The following is a 14350-nucleotide window of genomic DNA, read 5'->3' as shown; positions in this document are numbered from 1 at the left end:
ACTAAAATGTTATTTTTTCGCAATCTCTTGAAGGGTTGCATATGTTTAAATGAAGTAAGAAAACAAGGAGGTGAAGCCATGAAGAAAATCGCATTGATACTCTTATCTCTCTTTCTTCTGACTGCCTGTGCACAAGAAGAATCAGCAGGTGACAGCGTCATGCTGGAAAGAGCGAGAGCGCCGGTTACGGCTGAGTCACCTATGGAGGCGCCCATGACCGAAATCATGAATTTCAGAACCTCAGACGGATTGGATATGATCAGTGAGAATCGCATCATCCGGACCTATGAGGAGTTCAGGCAATATGACGCGGATTACACGATTCTAGAGAATCCCTTCTTCATTGATGAACTGAGTCTGACGAAGCTTCAGAAAGTGGATGAAGCCTATTTTGAAAGACAGGGATTTGTGGCTGTGATCCTCGTTGAGAGTTCCGGTTCCAACAGCGTTGTGGGAGAAAATCTTGTGATCAAGGACAACATGGCGGAAGCGTTCATCAACAGAACGGAAGCGGAAATCGGCACCATGGATATCGCCACAAGACATGTCCTCTTTACGGTGAGCCAGGAAGAGCTGAAAAATGTGGATGAGGTCAAAGTAACCAGCAGTCTGAAATAGGAAACAGGTGAAAGACGCTGCAGAGGATCGCATGAATCTTCTGCAGTTTTTTCGTAGACGGATATGGAAAAATGCTATGATGAAGAGAAAAGAGGGGGTACAGAATTGAAGCTTAGAAAAGTGGATGAGAAAAACATCTGGAAAATCGTTGGACTCCGTGTGAGAGAGGACCAGAAGAACTTCGTGGCGACCAATACGCAGAGTATTCTACAGGCTTATACCACCATCACCAGCGGAGGGGTAGCGCTGCCTTTCGGCATCTATGAGGAGGACGAGCTGGTGGGCTTTGTCATGTTCGGCTTTGACGGATACGAGGAAGGGGACCCGGACTACATCAAAGGAAGCTACGGCATCTGGCGCTTCATGATTGATGAACATTTTCAGGGAAAAGGTTATGGCAGAAAGGCGCTGGAGATTTCCCTGAACTATCTGAGAAGCTTTCCCTGCGGGGAAGCGAAGCTCTGCTGGCTTTCCTACGAACCGGAAAATACGGTGGCAAAGAAGCTATACACTTCCACAGGATTTCAGGAGACCGGAGATGTCATCGGCGGAGAGGTCATCGCCTTACTGAAGCTGTAAACACTGGTACCGGTGGGGGAAATTCAGGCCATCGGACAGAGTCTTGTTCCTTCAAGTTTCTGCCTTCACATAATGTTTTCACACAGCTCATTACATTGACAAAAAATAGCAATATAATTGTGGGAGTAGAAAACCTGAAAGGAGGGGCAAGCTCATGGAACAAACAAACGTAACGATTCAGGCAACTGTAAAAGTCTCACCAGAGAAAGTGTGGACCTACTGGACCAGCCCGGAACACATTGTGCAGTGGAACAGCGCATCGGATGACTGGCACAGTCCCAGAGCACTGAATGATTTGAGAGAAAACGGCAGATTTTCCTATCGCATGGAATCCAAGGACGGCAAGGAAGGCTTTGATTTCACCGGAACCTATGATGAGGTCGTGCCTTATGAGCGCATCGCCTATACACTGGATGACGGTAGAAAGGTGCTCACCACCTTTACGGAGAAAGAGGGCAAAACGGAGATCGTCAGTGTATTCGAAGCGGAGAACACCTTTCCCGTGGAGATGCAGAAGGCAGGATGGCAGGCGATTCTGGACCGCTTCCAGGCCTATGCGGAGAGCCTCGGATAAGCTGTCTCAGAAGGAGATTCCAGATAGAATTTGATGAAGAAGTGAGCGATGCCCGCAGGCAGCCCTTAAGGCAGAAGCACTTCAGCAGATGATGCAGCCTCTAATCAAGGGGCTGTTTTTTCGTGGGCTTCATGAATGCAAGCTAAGGATCAGGGAAGTACAGTGCCTTCACAAAGAGAAATCTGAAACATAAGTTCTCATTTCATGGGGTTTTATATTATAATGAAAAGGAAGAGTAAATTCTGTCCATAAAACGGGATAGTGAATAGGTAATAATGAGAATAGAGCCAATGAGGATGAGGAGGAGCATGACAGATGAATGAGATCAGACTGATGCATGTGGCGGATGTGCACCTGGGGTCAGAGGTCGCCACGGTGCCAGAAAAGCAGGAAGCCAGAAAGAAAGAGCTTCTGAGAACCTTTCGGAGAATCACCCAGCTGTGCAAAGAAGAAAAGATGGATCTGCTGCTGATCGCAGGAGACCTTTTTGAAGGAGCCAATGTGGATCCTCAGATCGCAGCGTCGGTGAAAACCTATCTGGCGGAAGTGCCCGCCAGGGTCTTCATCTCTCCGGGCAATCATGACTATGTGGCCATGGATTCCCCCTATGCAGAAGAGGACTGGCCGGACAATGTGACGATTTTCAGAGGGAAGATGGAGAGGGTGGTTCTTCCGGATCTGAAGACGGCAGTCTATGGGGCGGGATTTGAAAGCACCTATGTAAGAAGGTCCCTATTTGATCCAAAGCTTCCCGTGGAAAGGGAGTACCTGAATCTCTGCGTTGTCCATGGAGATCTGGTGTCGGAGAACCAGGAAAGCGACTACCACGGCATCACGCCGTCTGTCCTATCGGGAAGCGGCATGGATTATGTGGCCCTGGGGCATATTCATCTGAGATCCTCCATAGAGAAGGCAGGCAGCACCTGGTATGCCTACCCGGGATGTCCCGAAGGCAGAGGGTTCGATGAGCTGGGAGAAAAGGGCGTCTATATGGGCACTATAAGCAGGGAGAAGATGGACCTTCAATTCAGACCGCTCAGCCAGAGAATGTATCTCGTGGAGGAGATGGACCTTTCCGAGGTTCAGAATGAAATCGAGGCGGAGAAGAAGATTCTCGCGCTACTGAAGGAGCGCTACCGAGAGTCCTTCGAGAAGCATTTCTATCGAATCAGGGTGAAAGGCACCATGAACCGGGACCAGAAGATTCCCTGGAAGAATGTGGAGCTGGCGCTGAAAGAGGAGCTCTACTTCGTGAAGCTTGTGGATGAAACAAGAATGGCTGTGGACTATGAGGAGATGGCCCGGGAAAAATCTCTCAGGGGATATTTCGTGCAGGAGCTTCTTCTGCAGAGAAAAGAGGCGGAGAAAAGCGGGGATGAAAAGGCCCTTACAAGGATCGACAAAGCACTGGACTATGGCATGAAAGCATTTGAAGGGCAGGTGGGACTTGGTGATTATTAAAAGCGTGAAACTGGACAATTTCGGAAAATTCGAAGACTACGCACTGGAACTGGGACCCCAGCTGAACGTGATCTATGGAGACAACGAGGACGGAAAAAGCACCATCATGGCGTTCATCCTCATGATGTTCTATGGCCATGGAGGAAGATCCACGGATCTTACGAAAAATCCCAGGAGGAAATACAGACCCTGGAACGGAAAAGAGATGAGAGGCAGGATCTTCTTTGAGCATGAGGGGAAGAACTACCGTCTGGAAAGAACCTTTGGCAGCAGTAATACCACCGATGAGGTTACATTATGGAATGAGGATACTTCCGAAAAGGTGAAGCTTTCCTCCAAATCGGGTCCCGGAGAAGCGTTTTTCGGTGTGGGAGAAGAGGCTTTTTCAAGAAGTGTCTTCATCGGACAGGGCGGAACGCTTCTAGGCACTTCCACAAAGAAGGATGAGATTACGGAGAAGCTTTTAAACCTTGTGACCACAGGCAGTGAAGAAGTGAATTATGAGGAAGCGAAGAATCTTCTCCAAAGTCAGGAGGAGACCCTGGTTTCGAAAAGCAGGAAGAACGGACTTCTTGTAAGAGCCGGGCAGCTCCTGGAAGATCTTTCCGAGGAGAAGCGGCAGGCCAGAATCGATGAAGAAGATAAAGCATTTTATCAGAAGAAGGTGGAGGAGAAGGAGGCCCAGCTTCAGGAAGAGGTGAACAAGAAAAAGTCTCTTGATGCGCACTATGAAGGCTTTTCTCTCTTCGCCAACCTGAAAGAATATCAGGAAGCCATAAGCAGGGAAAAGAGAAGAGCTGCGCTTATGGAAGCCCTGGAAGAAACAAAGAAGAAACTGACCACACCCTACGGGAACATCGATCGAGCGTTTGTTGTGAAGGGGGAGGAGAAGCGAAAGGCCTATGAGGGGCTTCTCTCCGACGGCAGATATCTGAAGGAGGAGCTTCAGGAATCCGAAGACCTTCTTGCGAAGCTGACGGAGACGGTGCCTCTGGCGGTATCGGATGAAACCTTCCGGGATGCCTTCCGCATTGACAAGGAAAGAAGGATCGTAAGTGGCGTTCTTTCCGAAAACAGAGACCTTCTGCGCCACCGCAGGGATGTCTATGAAAAAGAGAAGGAGAGAAAAACCCTCCGGAAAGAGTTTAGCGAAGCGAAAAGAAACTTCCAGCTGGAAGATCTGGAACTGTCGAATCTTCAAAGGGATTACGATGCCGTTGAGGAAGATTTTGCGGGTAAGCAGGATGCCCTGGAAGAGCTCACGAAGCAGAAATCAGGTCTTGCCAGTAAGGCGGAGAACAAGTCTTCTAATCTTCTGGAGAAGGAAGAGGATCTCCTTACGCTTCAGAAGGAACAGGAAGAGAGAATACGAGATGCCAGAGAGCAGCTGGAGAAGGCCAGAAAACCTCAGATCTATACAGAGGAGATTCCTGGCGGCAGAGAACTAAGAAAGCCTGTGCTTGGCAGTGCCATCCTTCTTACAGTCCTTGTGGTCCTTCTTGGGATCCTGGTGGATGAGCTGATCTTTGCAGGGCTACTTGTATCAGCAGTCCTCTTCGTTCTTTCCTTCCGGAAGACGGAGAAGAGAATCGTTCAGAGGGAAAGCATCAATGAGGTGCTCATAAGAGATAGCGAAGAGAGACTGGAGAAAGCCAAAGGGGAATCCATCAGAAAATATGCGGCGGAAGAAGCCGACGTGAGGAAACTGAAATCCGAGCTGGAGGAAACAGAAAGGGAGATCGGCCGCCTGGCGGAAAGACTGGCTGCCCTGCAGCCAGGATTCGAGGAAGTGCAGAAGAGGCGCATGGAGCTACGTGAAAAGCTGGACGAGAAGAAGACCCAGGTCACGAGACTCTTTGGTCTCATGGAAGCTTCGGAGGCAGCGCTCAAGAGAGCCTCAGCTCTTCTGAAAGACGATGAGGAGCAGGTGAGTGAAGAGGATATCTTGGAGCTGGAAAGAAAGATCAGCCAGCAGGAGGAAGAACTCCAGGCCCTGAAGAAGGAGCTGGAGGAAATTCTTGAGGCTCACAGCTGTGAGGATCTGGATGCTTTTTCCGGAAAATACTATGCTTACAAGAATCATCGTGAGCGTCTGGACAGAAAATCCGAGGAAGTGGAAAACAGCAGAAGAAGCTTCGGGGAATATCTGGAAAGACGCAAAGACTCCGAAGAGGAAATCCGGAAACATTTCAGAATCTACAAGGAGCTGGACACTGTGGAGGAAGCGGATGACATCCTACGCGCCCTGAGTGAAGTGCTGACGGAGAAGGAGAGACTGACCCTTCAGCTGGAATCGGCGGAGGAGCATCGAAAGGACCTGGAGAGAAGAACCAGCATCCCTGAACTGGAAGAGAAGCTCGCTGCACAGAAAGAGAAGGTGGATGCACTTTCTCTGGCGGAAGAGACAGACTTCACCGATGAAGAGGAGAAGTCGAGAATCAGAAAGGCGTTGGAGGAACAGGAAGGTATCATCCAGGAGATCCGTGAGGAAATTATCTCCCTGCAGTCCGAAGTGCGGGAAAAATACAGACGGAAAAAGAACATCAGCCAGATCGAGAATGAGATGGAGGAAGCACGCACGGAATATGAGGAAATGGAAAGTGACCATGAAGCGCTGAAACTTGCCAGAGAAACCCTCATGGGTGCGTTCGCCAGGATGCAGAGCTCCTTTGGTCCCAGGGTCAATGAAAAGACCCAGAAGATCTTCCAGAGACTCACCGGCGGGAAGTATGAGGAGGTTATGGTGTCGAGAGACCTTGCCATCTCTTTCCAGGATCAGGATTCGAAGAAGATGTATGACTGGGCCTTCCTAAGCGGGGGAACCATAGATCAGGCCTATCTCTCTCTAAGACTGGCCATATCGGACCTGATCATTCAGGAAGACATCACAAGACCCTTATTCCTGGATGATGTGTTCACCCAGTATGATGACAAGAGGGCCAGAGAAGGGCTTCAGTTTCTCCATGAATTCAGTAGAGACCGGGACGTGCCGGTCCAGAGCGTTCTTTTCACCTGCCATGAGCGAATCCTTGGGTGGGCGAAAGAGCTTCCGGATACGGAGGTCACAAAGCTGAGCGCTTTTGACTGAAGCTATGGTAGAATAGAAAGAAAAGAAGGAAAAGAGGGATGAGAGAATGAATGAAATCTACAACGATTTTCAGCTGAATCCGGTGGGGCTGGGCACCAATGCGGTGGGCAATCCCGGCTACAATCCCATCAGCGACGAGGAATCCCATAACATGATTCTGACGGCGCTGGACCTGGGGGTGAACTTTTTCGACACGGCCTACTACTACGGCATGGGCGGTTCCGAGGAAGTCATCGGTGATGTGCTGAAGAAGTGCAATGCGAGAAACAAGATCCTTCTGGCAACAAAAGGTGCGCACAGAATGGAAAAGGGAGAGATTGTGGTGGACAACCATCCGGACTTTCTGGTGGAGGAGGTCTACAAGTCCCTGAAACGGCTTAAGACCGATTATATCGACATCTACTACATCCACTTTCCTGATGAGAAGACACCGAAGTACGAGGCTGTAGGAGCCCTCCAGAAGCTCAGAGAGAAAGGCATCATCCGTGAAATCGGCGTGTCCAATTTTTCTCTGGAACAGATCGAGGAAGCCAACAGAGACGGATACATCGATGTGGTTCAGGATGAGTACAATCTTCTGGTTAGAGACAAGGAAGAGAAGTTCATTCCCTATCTGAGGAGAAACAACATCGCCTTTATTCCATATTTTCCTCTGGCAGCTGGTCTTCTGACCGGAAAATACACGATGGAAACGGAGATTCCCGAAAGAAGAAGAAAGAATCTCAATTTCTCCACCAAGTACGAGGAGAACCTGAGAAAGATCGATCTGCTGAGGAGAATGGCACGGGAAAAGGACTGCGAAGTCTATCAGCTGGTACTGGCCTGGTATCTGGAAACGGACTTCATTGATGCAGTGATTCCAGGAGCGAAGCAAGCGGATCAGATCAGAGCCAATCAGAAGACGAGAAAGGTGAAGGTCACGGAAGAGGAGTTCCAAGAAATCAGTACGATTTTCAGATAGACAGAAAAAAGTGCAGTCTTATGTCTGGTAAGATTGCACTTCTCTCTTGTCAAAACACCCTAAAAAAAGGTATACTAGTTCTGTTGTGGAGAGATGTCCGAGAGGTCGAAGGTGAAAGTCTCGAAAACTTTTGTACGCTAACCGCGTACCGAGGGTTCGAATCCCTCTCTCTCCGCCAGAAATGAAAAGCAGCTTCCCTTGTGATGAGGGGAGCTGCTTTTAACTTATTTACTTTCATTAACGGGTGTGTTTTTTTCTTAAAAATTAATATCGGTTTCAGATAGTGTTATAATTTAATCAATAACTGATGTCTTATGGAAAATGATTTAGATTTAGGTGTAAGTATTGAGAAAAGTGGTTTTAGTAATATTAACAATAATGGAAGGAAGTGCAATATGAGTAAAAATGGTCGAATCATGCTTAGTGGAGCTCTCGTTCTGATTGCCCTGGCTTTGTATATCATAGGAATCATAATACTGCCAGAGACCATAGGTCTTCAGATTCAGATGGATGGGTCCATGGGAAACAACGCCAGTAAATATGTGGGGCTTCTGATTCCCTTTGCCCTGACTGCCGGAGGTGCAATCTATTACTATATGAAAGAAGAAGGAAAGTCACTCTTTGTTTCTTTCATTGGTATTGCTGTTTTTGGTGTTACATTTATTATGAATCTTTAGCCTGTAAACATCAGAAGAACATCCTATCAGGCAGTTTGACCCGGATTCTTAAAAAGCGAAAAAGCAGTGTTTCTCGGAGAGAAATGCTGCTTTTTCGCTTGCTTTAATCATAATATTTTCGGTTAATAGGATGATTTCGAGACTCAGGCATGAGATCTTCTTTGTACAGTTTATATCCCTCGGAATCGCCCAGCTATTCATGAGGAGAAGGATCTGATAAAAGAGTTCATAAGATCTCTGCCTGAGATTTTCCATCCACAGTGTCATCCACCAGAGAGTTTACCCATTTACCGCTTCTGGTACGAGACAGACCAAAGAAGATACGAAGGATTTCATGCGCTCCTGCGGAGAAATAGATCAGCGGGAAGGGGGCGGAGATCGAAAGCAGGTAGAATGTGATCGGAATACTGAAAGCCCATACAGTCAGGGTATCCAGCCAGAGTACATAGGTGGTATCTCCGCCCACGCGGAGGATTCCGACATTGTTCACATAGTTCTGGTGCTTGAAGGCGGAGAGCCCGGCAAAGATGAAGAGAAGGGTCCTTGCAAGCTCTTCCACCTCCGGAGTGATGTTGTACAGCGTAAGCAGTCTCGGGCTGAAGAGCAGAATGAGTGAAGCGGTCAAAGCCGAGAGCTTCAGCGTAAGAAGCAGGAATTTCCCTGCATATTCCTTTGCCTTCTCAAAGGATTTCTTCCCCAGCTCATGACCGATCATCACAGAGGAAGCGTCACTGATGCCGGTATAGACGCAGACGAAGATGAACACAAGAGGGTCAACAAGGGCAACAGCTGCAGTTTCATTGGTGCCCACCTGGGTGAAGATATAGAAGAAGGTGATGTCGCCCAGGGTCCAGGTGAGATGATTGAAAATGGAGGGCAGGGTGAGCGCAAAGTATCTGCGTGTGAATCCGTAGTTCTTCTGAGTCCCGTAGGTCTTTCTTCCGACGAGCTTTTCTTTGAAGAGAAGCTGAAGAAGGAGCAGCGTCTGAATCAGACGGGCGAGAAGGGTGGCAAAGGCAGCACCCTTTATACCAAGCTCCGGAAACCCCAGCGCTCCATAGATGAGCACCCAGTTGAAAAAAGTGTTCACGATGAGTGCTGTGATGCTGTAGGCAGTGGGTTTATGCACAATCCCCATGGTTTTCAGTATCACACCGAAAAGCATGCTCCACCCTGTCAGAAGATAGGTGAAAGCGATGATTCTCACATAGGAGACGGCGGAATCGATGACGACGGGATCGCTGGAGAAAATGCCCAGGATCTCTTTTGTAAAGAAGAGTGTCACTGCGCCGAAGAAAAGCGAGAACAGCGTCACATAGATAAAGACCAGGTCCAGGGTCCTCTTCACGCCGTCTTTGTCCTTTCTGCCGAAATACTGGGCGGAGAAGATGGACGCCCCACTGACAAAGCCAGCGAGGGTAATGATGAGAAACTGAGAGTACTTATTGGCGATGCCCACTGCGGCGATGGCAGTGACACCAAGTCCACCCACCATAAGAGAATCCACCATATTGAGTCCGGAAGTGATAAGCAGCTGCAGGGTGACGGGTAGAGCGAAATAGAGCATTTTTTTATAGAAGGAAGTGTTGTTATCTTTCATGAAGGCCTCCAAAATCCAGTCTGATTTCATTATTAGGCAACCGGTTGATATACGCTCACCTGAAGATTCAGGCGATCTGCTCAGGGATGATTCCGAGTAATCCTACCGTTCGAAACGGATCCGATAATCTCTATACATTGTAGCAAAAATGCAGGAGAAAATCTCCGATAAATCAGAAATAAGAATGCATAAGCTCATTTTTAACCAGAACAGGAGATCTTCCTGCTGAGCGGGCTATGGATGAGAAAAGTAGAAATAATCGTACAGTCATGTAAGAAAAGCAGCATCCCTGAATCATTATCAGAGATGCTGCTTTTTCTTGAATTATGAAAGATATCGAAACCGGTGTACTCCCTTAATGATTACGGATCTATGGTGTGATCAGTATCAGTGCACTGAAAAGATCCGCGGGTGACACCTGATTAGGGTATTCGAGATGGCTGATCTGTTCATGGAGTCAGAAGCAGGTTCATTACAACTATTATTTTCCAGCCAGCACTTCATCCAGCTTCTGAGGGGGACGTTCATTCACGTTATCTCTTGGAGAAAAATCCGGATGAGACCAGGATTTCAGGTAGTCCATCTCTTTTTCCGTGAGGGAGAAGTCCAATACGTCGATGTTTTCTTCCATTCTGGACCTATGGATGGTTTTTGTAAGAGGAAGAGCACCCAGCTCCAGTACGAAGCGAAGCAGCACCTGTGCGGGCGTCTTCCCATGGTTTCTCAAGATCTCTTTGAAGGTTTCCTCTTCACTTAGTGTATGGATGGGAGAAAGGGGTGAGTATCCTTCCAGAAGAATCCCGTTTTCTCTGCAGAAGGCCATATCTTCATCAAGGAGCACACCGGGGTGAATGAGAATCTGATTCACCATGGGCTTGATTTTCGCGTTTTCCAGAAGATTCTCGAGATGCTCTCTGGAGAAGTTACTGACGCCTATGGCTTTCAGTTTTCCTTCTTCATAGAGTTTCTCGAAGGCTCTCCAGGTCTCGATATTATCTTCTTTCCAGTCGCTTTTATGCCCTTTGACCACCGGCCAGTGGATGAGATAGAGGTCGAGATAATCGGTGCCCAGATCTTTCAGGGTCGTTTCCACTTCTCTCAGGACATTTTCGTAGCCATGGGCAGCGTTTCTCAGTTTGCCGGTGAGAAAGATCTCTTCTCTGGGCACACCGCTTTCACGGATTCCCTGCCCCACCAGATCTTCATTGGCGTAGGCTCTGGCGCAGTCTATGTGCCTGAATCCCACTGCTAAGGCATCCTTCACGCCACGTATGCATTCCTTGGGATCCTCATTCTGCCAGGTGCCGTATCCGATCACCGGGATTTCGAATCCATTGGATAAAGTATATGTATTCATTAATCAATCTCCTTTATTATAGTGATTCCATCATACCATACAGGAACGGATTCTTTTCTGACAGCAAGGAACAGTCTCTGCCCTCGGAGTTCTCCTGCAGACCAGTTCTGATATGCAGTGGGTCAGAAAAGGAGAATCTGTACCTCTGGATGCTATTTGGGATTCTGAACATGGAAGCCTTTCGGCTGGGCCAGCGGGTAGGACGTCAGTCCAGTGGATTCCAGATCTTCCAGGAACAGTTTCACCGCATGGATCTCAGAATCGTCATAGGTTCTGTAGTAGTAGATCCCTTTGTCCGTATTGATGCAGGAGCTGTAGATCGTATACTCATAGTGCTCATCATCGACCAGAGAACAGCCCTTAGGCTGAAAGACCGAGGAGAGAATGTGGAAGAACTGATGGACGCTCTCCCTCTCGGAAGAAGGAGAAGGGGAGTTCAGCTTCACGAAAGCAGCGCGGATGAACCTGGAGTTTGAGGAATAATCTCCAGGAAGCCCTATACTGCCCATGCCAAGACTGTCTGCTCTGAGCTTGATCTTAGGAGAAAACAGATTTTCGGGGGCATGGCTCGTGACGTGCATGAAGTCCTGAAGCCGCTGGAGATGGTAAGGAAAAGGAGGGTTGTTCGTCAGAACACCCACAGGATTGTCGTAAATCTTCAGTCCTTCTTCCACCGCTTCAATAGTGAGAGATTCCTCCCCATGGGCAATCATATAATGTAGGGGTGCCAAGGGAAGGTCCTTGCTGAAAGGAATATCCACAAGATTCATCTTTGAAAGGAGTTCTCTCACCTCAGACATGTTCTTGCATTGTCCCAGAATATAGGGGATGAACTCATAGGGCGAAATGTTGGTTCTGTTCTCATCAAAAGGCTTGAAGACCGCATTTCCAGGGAAATTCAGTCCAGCCATGCTTACGCCCTTTTCATTGGATGCCTCATAATACAATGGATAGCCGTCTATAATGGTAGCCATGCCGATCATGGCATAGTGCCGCTCCAGAGAGAGGCTTGCTGCTTTGAAATGGAAAGGGAAATTTCTTGGTGTTATGGTGACTTTCTCGTCATAGGAATAGTGAAGATCCAGATTTCTGCCGAAATAGCTGTCTTCTGTTTTATAGGTTATCGCTGTGCACATTTGTCTTCCTCCTTCAGAATAAAAGTTATCCGTTTCCGCTATCATATCATATGAGTTCAGAGGATTTGAGAATCAGAAGAGAACAGTTTTTGAACGAAATACGGATGCGTTTACGAAATGGACAAAATAGTTTACAATGGTGATATGAAAACGTTATCTGATGTTTTCGAACAAGATATCAAGGAGGAAGAGAAATGAAAAAAGTATTGGCTGCTCTATTTACTGCAACAATGATCCTTGCAGGCTGCGGGTCCAGTGATGGGGGAGATTCCAAATCGCTGGTGGTGTATTCTCCAAACTCAGAAGGACTTATCGCCTCCACCATTCCGGCTTTTGAAGAGAAGTATGACATCAAGGTGGATCTGATTCAGGCAGGGACGGGGGAACTGTTCACAAAGATGAATTCTGAAGCGAACAACCCTGTGGCAGACGTCATGTTCGGTGGTGCATACTCCACATTCACACAGAATGAGAATCTTTTCGAACCCTATACCTCACCCAATAATGATATGGTCATAGAAGATTACCAGAACAAGACCGGATACATCACGCCATATGTTCTGGATGGCAGTGTGCTCATCGTGAACAACAATCTCATCGGAGATCTGGAGATCAACGGTTATGCCGACCTTCTCAATCCTGAGCTGAAAGGAAAGATCGCCACAGCGGACCCTGCCAGTTCATCCAGTGCTTTTGCCCAGCTGACGAATATGCTTCTGGCCATGGGCGGATATGAAGATGAAGGTGTCTGGGATTATGTCAAGGAACTCTTCACCAACATCGATGGTAAGCTGGCTTCCGGTTCTTCCAACGTATACAAATCCGTATCCGATGGAGAAATGGTTGTGGGGCTGACCTATGAAGATCCATCTGTTGCACTTCTGAATAACGGCGCCGATGTCACCATCGTATATCCTGAAGAAGGAACTGTATTTCTTCCCGCAGGGTCCGCCATCATCAAAGGCGCAAAGAACATGGACAATGCGAAGCTGTTCATAGACTTCATCATCTCCCAGGAAATTCAGAATGTATATGGAACCCAGACAACCAACCGACCTGTACTGAAAGATGTGGAGACCAGTGATACCATGACACCTATGAGTGAAATCAATACCATCACTGAGGATATTGATTATGTAAGAGAGCATAAGGATGAAATGGTGGAAAAGTATAAGACCATATTTGCAGAAATAGAATCGAACAAATAAGGAGATTCATATGAGTGAAATTATCATTAATGATGCAGTGAAACGATTCGGCAGCATCACGGTGATAAAGGATTTGAGCCTGAGGGTAAAGGACGGACAGCTCTTTACCCTTCTGGGTCCATCCGGATGCGGAAAAACAACTTTGCTGAGAATGATTGCCGGATTCAATACCATCGAGGGCGGAGAATTCTATTTCAATGAAACGTTCATCAACAATATGGATCCAAGCAAACGAAACATCGGCATGGTGTTTCAGAACTATGCGATTTTCCCGCATCTGACCGTCCGTGAAAATGTTGCATTTGGTCTCAAACAGAGAAAAATGGATAAAGAGACCATCACCTCAAAAGTCGACCACTTTCTGAAACTGATGCAGATCTATGATTATGCCGACCGCAAGCCGGACAAGCTATCCGGTGGTCAGCAGCAGCGTGTGGCCCTGGCCAGAGCTCTGGTCATAGAGCCGGATGTGCTGCTCATGGATGAGCCTTTATCCAACCTGGATGCAAAGCTCAGGGTGGAGATGAGAGAAGCCATTCGTGACATCCAGCATAAGGTGGGCATCACCACCGTCTATGTGACCCACGACCAGGAAGAGGCCATGGCCATCAGCGATGAGATCGCAGTAATGAAGGATGGCATCATACAGCATCTGGGCAAACCCAGAGAAATCTATCACAGACCACAGAATGTGTTCGTGGCTTCCTTCATCGGTAGAACCAATCTCCTGGAAGGAGAACTGGTTCACGAGAATGGAGTGGCGAAAATCAACCTGAACTGCGGATACAGCTTTCTGTATCCAAGATTAAGCGATGAAAAAGATCAGAAAATACAAGTGAGTATTCGTCCCGAAGACTTTCTTCCCGGTGAAGCAGATGGGATGAAAGCGAAAATCGTGCACAGTGTGTACCTTGGTTTAAATACTGAATATTACTGTGTGCTGGAAGATGGAACAGAAATCCAGATGGTGGAAGAGTCCAGTCTCAATGATACTTTTGAGGATGGACAGGAGACGATTCTGGGTGTGAAGATCAATAAGATCAATGTATTCACACTGGATGGTTCTTCCAATCTCAGTATCCTATGAAGAC

12 protein-coding genes and 1 tRNA gene are annotated in these 14350 nt (G+C 47.6%); 10 read left to right on the top strand and 3 right to left on the bottom strand.

Annotated elements, in window-relative coordinates:
* The first annotated feature begins 78 nt into the window (after positions 1 to 78).
* The 8 genes from J3A84_RS06675 to J3A84_RS06640 all read left to right on the top strand — a co-directional run bounded on the left by J3A84_RS06675 (position 79) and on the right by J3A84_RS06640 (position 7958).
* Positions 79 to 618 carry a hypothetical protein gene (locus J3A84_RS06675; RefSeq protein WP_207599227.1) on the top strand — a complete coding sequence of 180 codons (540 nt, stop codon included), beginning with the start codon at positions 79 to 81 and terminating at the stop codon, positions 616 to 618.
* A 105-nt stretch (positions 619 to 723) separates the two neighbouring features.
* On the top strand, positions 724 to 1197 hold the full coding sequence (locus tag J3A84_RS06670) for a GNAT family N-acetyltransferase (RefSeq protein WP_242694056.1): 474 nt from the start codon (positions 724 to 726) through the stop codon (positions 1195 to 1197).
* A gap of 154 nt (positions 1198 to 1351) precedes the next feature.
* Complete coding sequence (locus J3A84_RS06665; protein ID WP_207599225.1) at positions 1352 to 1771, top strand: SRPBCC family protein; 420 nt, start codon at positions 1352 to 1354, stop codon at positions 1769 to 1771.
* Positions 1772 to 2086: 315 nt separating this feature from the next.
* Complete coding sequence (locus J3A84_RS06660; protein ID WP_207599224.1) at positions 2087 to 3232, top strand: metallophosphoesterase family protein; 1146 nt, start codon at positions 2087 to 2089, stop codon at positions 3230 to 3232.
* A complete protein-coding gene (locus J3A84_RS06655; protein WP_207599223.1) occupies positions 3222 to 6320 on the top strand; it encodes an AAA family ATPase in 3099 nt (1032 codons plus the stop codon). The genes J3A84_RS06660 and J3A84_RS06655 overlap by 11 nt, the downstream gene beginning before the upstream one ends.
* A 46-nt stretch (positions 6321 to 6366) precedes the next feature.
* The gene (locus tag J3A84_RS06650; RefSeq protein WP_207599222.1) at positions 6367 to 7281 is read left to right on the top strand and encodes an aldo/keto reductase; all 915 of its coding nucleotides are present in this window, start codon (positions 6367 to 6369) and stop codon (positions 7279 to 7281) included.
* Positions 7282 to 7368: 87 nt separating this feature from the next.
* Positions 7369 to 7459, top strand: a tRNA-Ser gene (locus J3A84_RS06645).
* A gap of 217 nt (positions 7460 to 7676) precedes the next feature.
* Positions 7677 to 7958, top strand: coding sequence for a hypothetical protein (locus tag J3A84_RS06640; RefSeq protein ID WP_207599221.1), 282 nt, complete (start codon positions 7677 to 7679; stop codon positions 7956 to 7958).
* Between the two features lie 226 nt (positions 7959 to 8184).
* On the opposite strand, the gene J3A84_RS06635 is transcribed toward J3A84_RS06640, so the two are convergent.
* The 3 genes from J3A84_RS06635 to bsh form a co-directional block, all read right to left on the bottom strand.
* Positions 8185 to 9558 carry an MATE family efflux transporter gene (locus J3A84_RS06635; RefSeq protein ID WP_207599220.1) on the bottom strand — a complete coding sequence of 458 codons (1374 nt, stop codon included), beginning with the start codon at positions 9556 to 9558 and terminating at the stop codon, positions 8185 to 8187.
* Between the two features lie 481 nt (positions 9559 to 10039).
* Complete coding sequence (locus tag J3A84_RS06630) at positions 10040 to 10915, bottom strand: aldo/keto reductase (protein ID WP_207599219.1); 876 nt, start codon at positions 10913 to 10915, stop codon at positions 10040 to 10042.
* A gap of 152 nt (positions 10916 to 11067) precedes the next feature.
* Complete coding sequence (bsh, locus tag J3A84_RS06625) at positions 11068 to 12051, bottom strand: choloylglycine hydrolase (RefSeq protein WP_207599218.1); 984 nt, start codon at positions 12049 to 12051, stop codon at positions 11068 to 11070.
* A 194-nt stretch (positions 12052 to 12245) separates the two neighbouring features.
* Here bsh and J3A84_RS06620 point away from each other — a divergent pair, with 194 nt between their 5' ends.
* Positions 12246 to 13259: an ABC transporter substrate-binding protein gene (locus J3A84_RS06620; protein WP_207599217.1), complete on the top strand. Its 1014-nt coding sequence runs from the start codon at positions 12246 to 12248 to the stop codon at positions 13257 to 13259.
* Positions 13260 to 13269: 10 nt separating this feature from the next.
* Positions 13270 to 14346 carry an ABC transporter ATP-binding protein gene (locus J3A84_RS06615; protein ID WP_207599216.1) on the top strand — a complete coding sequence of 359 codons (1077 nt, stop codon included), beginning with the start codon at positions 13270 to 13272 and terminating at the stop codon, positions 14344 to 14346.
* Positions 14347 to 14350: the final 4 nt, after the last annotated feature.

It is taken from the genome of Proteiniclasticum aestuarii, from assembly GCF_017368455.1.
GTDB lineage: Bacteria > Bacillota > Clostridia > Clostridiales > Clostridiaceae > Proteiniclasticum > Proteiniclasticum aestuarii.
This window is presented reverse-complemented; position numbering and strand designations above follow the sequence as displayed.

Excerpts from the sequence above, each read along its gene's own strand:
- J3A84_RS06675 (WP_207599227.1), top strand. The coding sequence starts at position 79 with ATGAAGAAAATCGCATTGATACTCTTATCTCTCTTTCTTCTGACTGCC.
- J3A84_RS06665 (WP_207599225.1), top strand. The coding sequence starts at position 1,352 with ATGGAACAAACAAACGTAACGATTCAGGCAACTGTAAAAGTCTCACCA.
- J3A84_RS06660 (WP_207599224.1), top strand. The coding sequence starts at position 2,087 with ATGAATGAGATCAGACTGATGCATGTGGCGGATGTGCACCTGGGGTCA.
- J3A84_RS06650 (WP_207599222.1), top strand. The coding sequence starts at position 6,367 with ATGAATGAAATCTACAACGATTTTCAGCTGAATCCGGTGGGGCTGGGC.
- J3A84_RS06640 (WP_207599221.1), top strand. The coding sequence starts at position 7,677 with ATGAGTAAAAATGGTCGAATCATGCTTAGTGGAGCTCTCGTTCTGATT.
- J3A84_RS06635 (WP_207599220.1), bottom strand. The coding sequence starts at position 9,558 with ATGAAAGATAACAACACTTCCTTCTATAAAAAAATGCTCTATTTCGCT.
- J3A84_RS06630 (WP_207599219.1), bottom strand. The coding sequence starts at position 10,915 with ATGAATACATATACTTTATCCAATGGATTCGAAATCCCGGTGATCGGA.
- bsh (WP_207599218.1), bottom strand. The coding sequence starts at position 12,051 with ATGTGCACAGCGATAACCTATAAAACAGAAGACAGCTATTTCGGCAGA.
- J3A84_RS06620 (WP_207599217.1), top strand. The coding sequence starts at position 12,246 with ATGAAAAAAGTATTGGCTGCTCTATTTACTGCAACAATGATCCTTGCA.
- J3A84_RS06615 (WP_207599216.1), top strand. The coding sequence starts at position 13,270 with ATGAGTGAAATTATCATTAATGATGCAGTGAAACGATTCGGCAGCATC.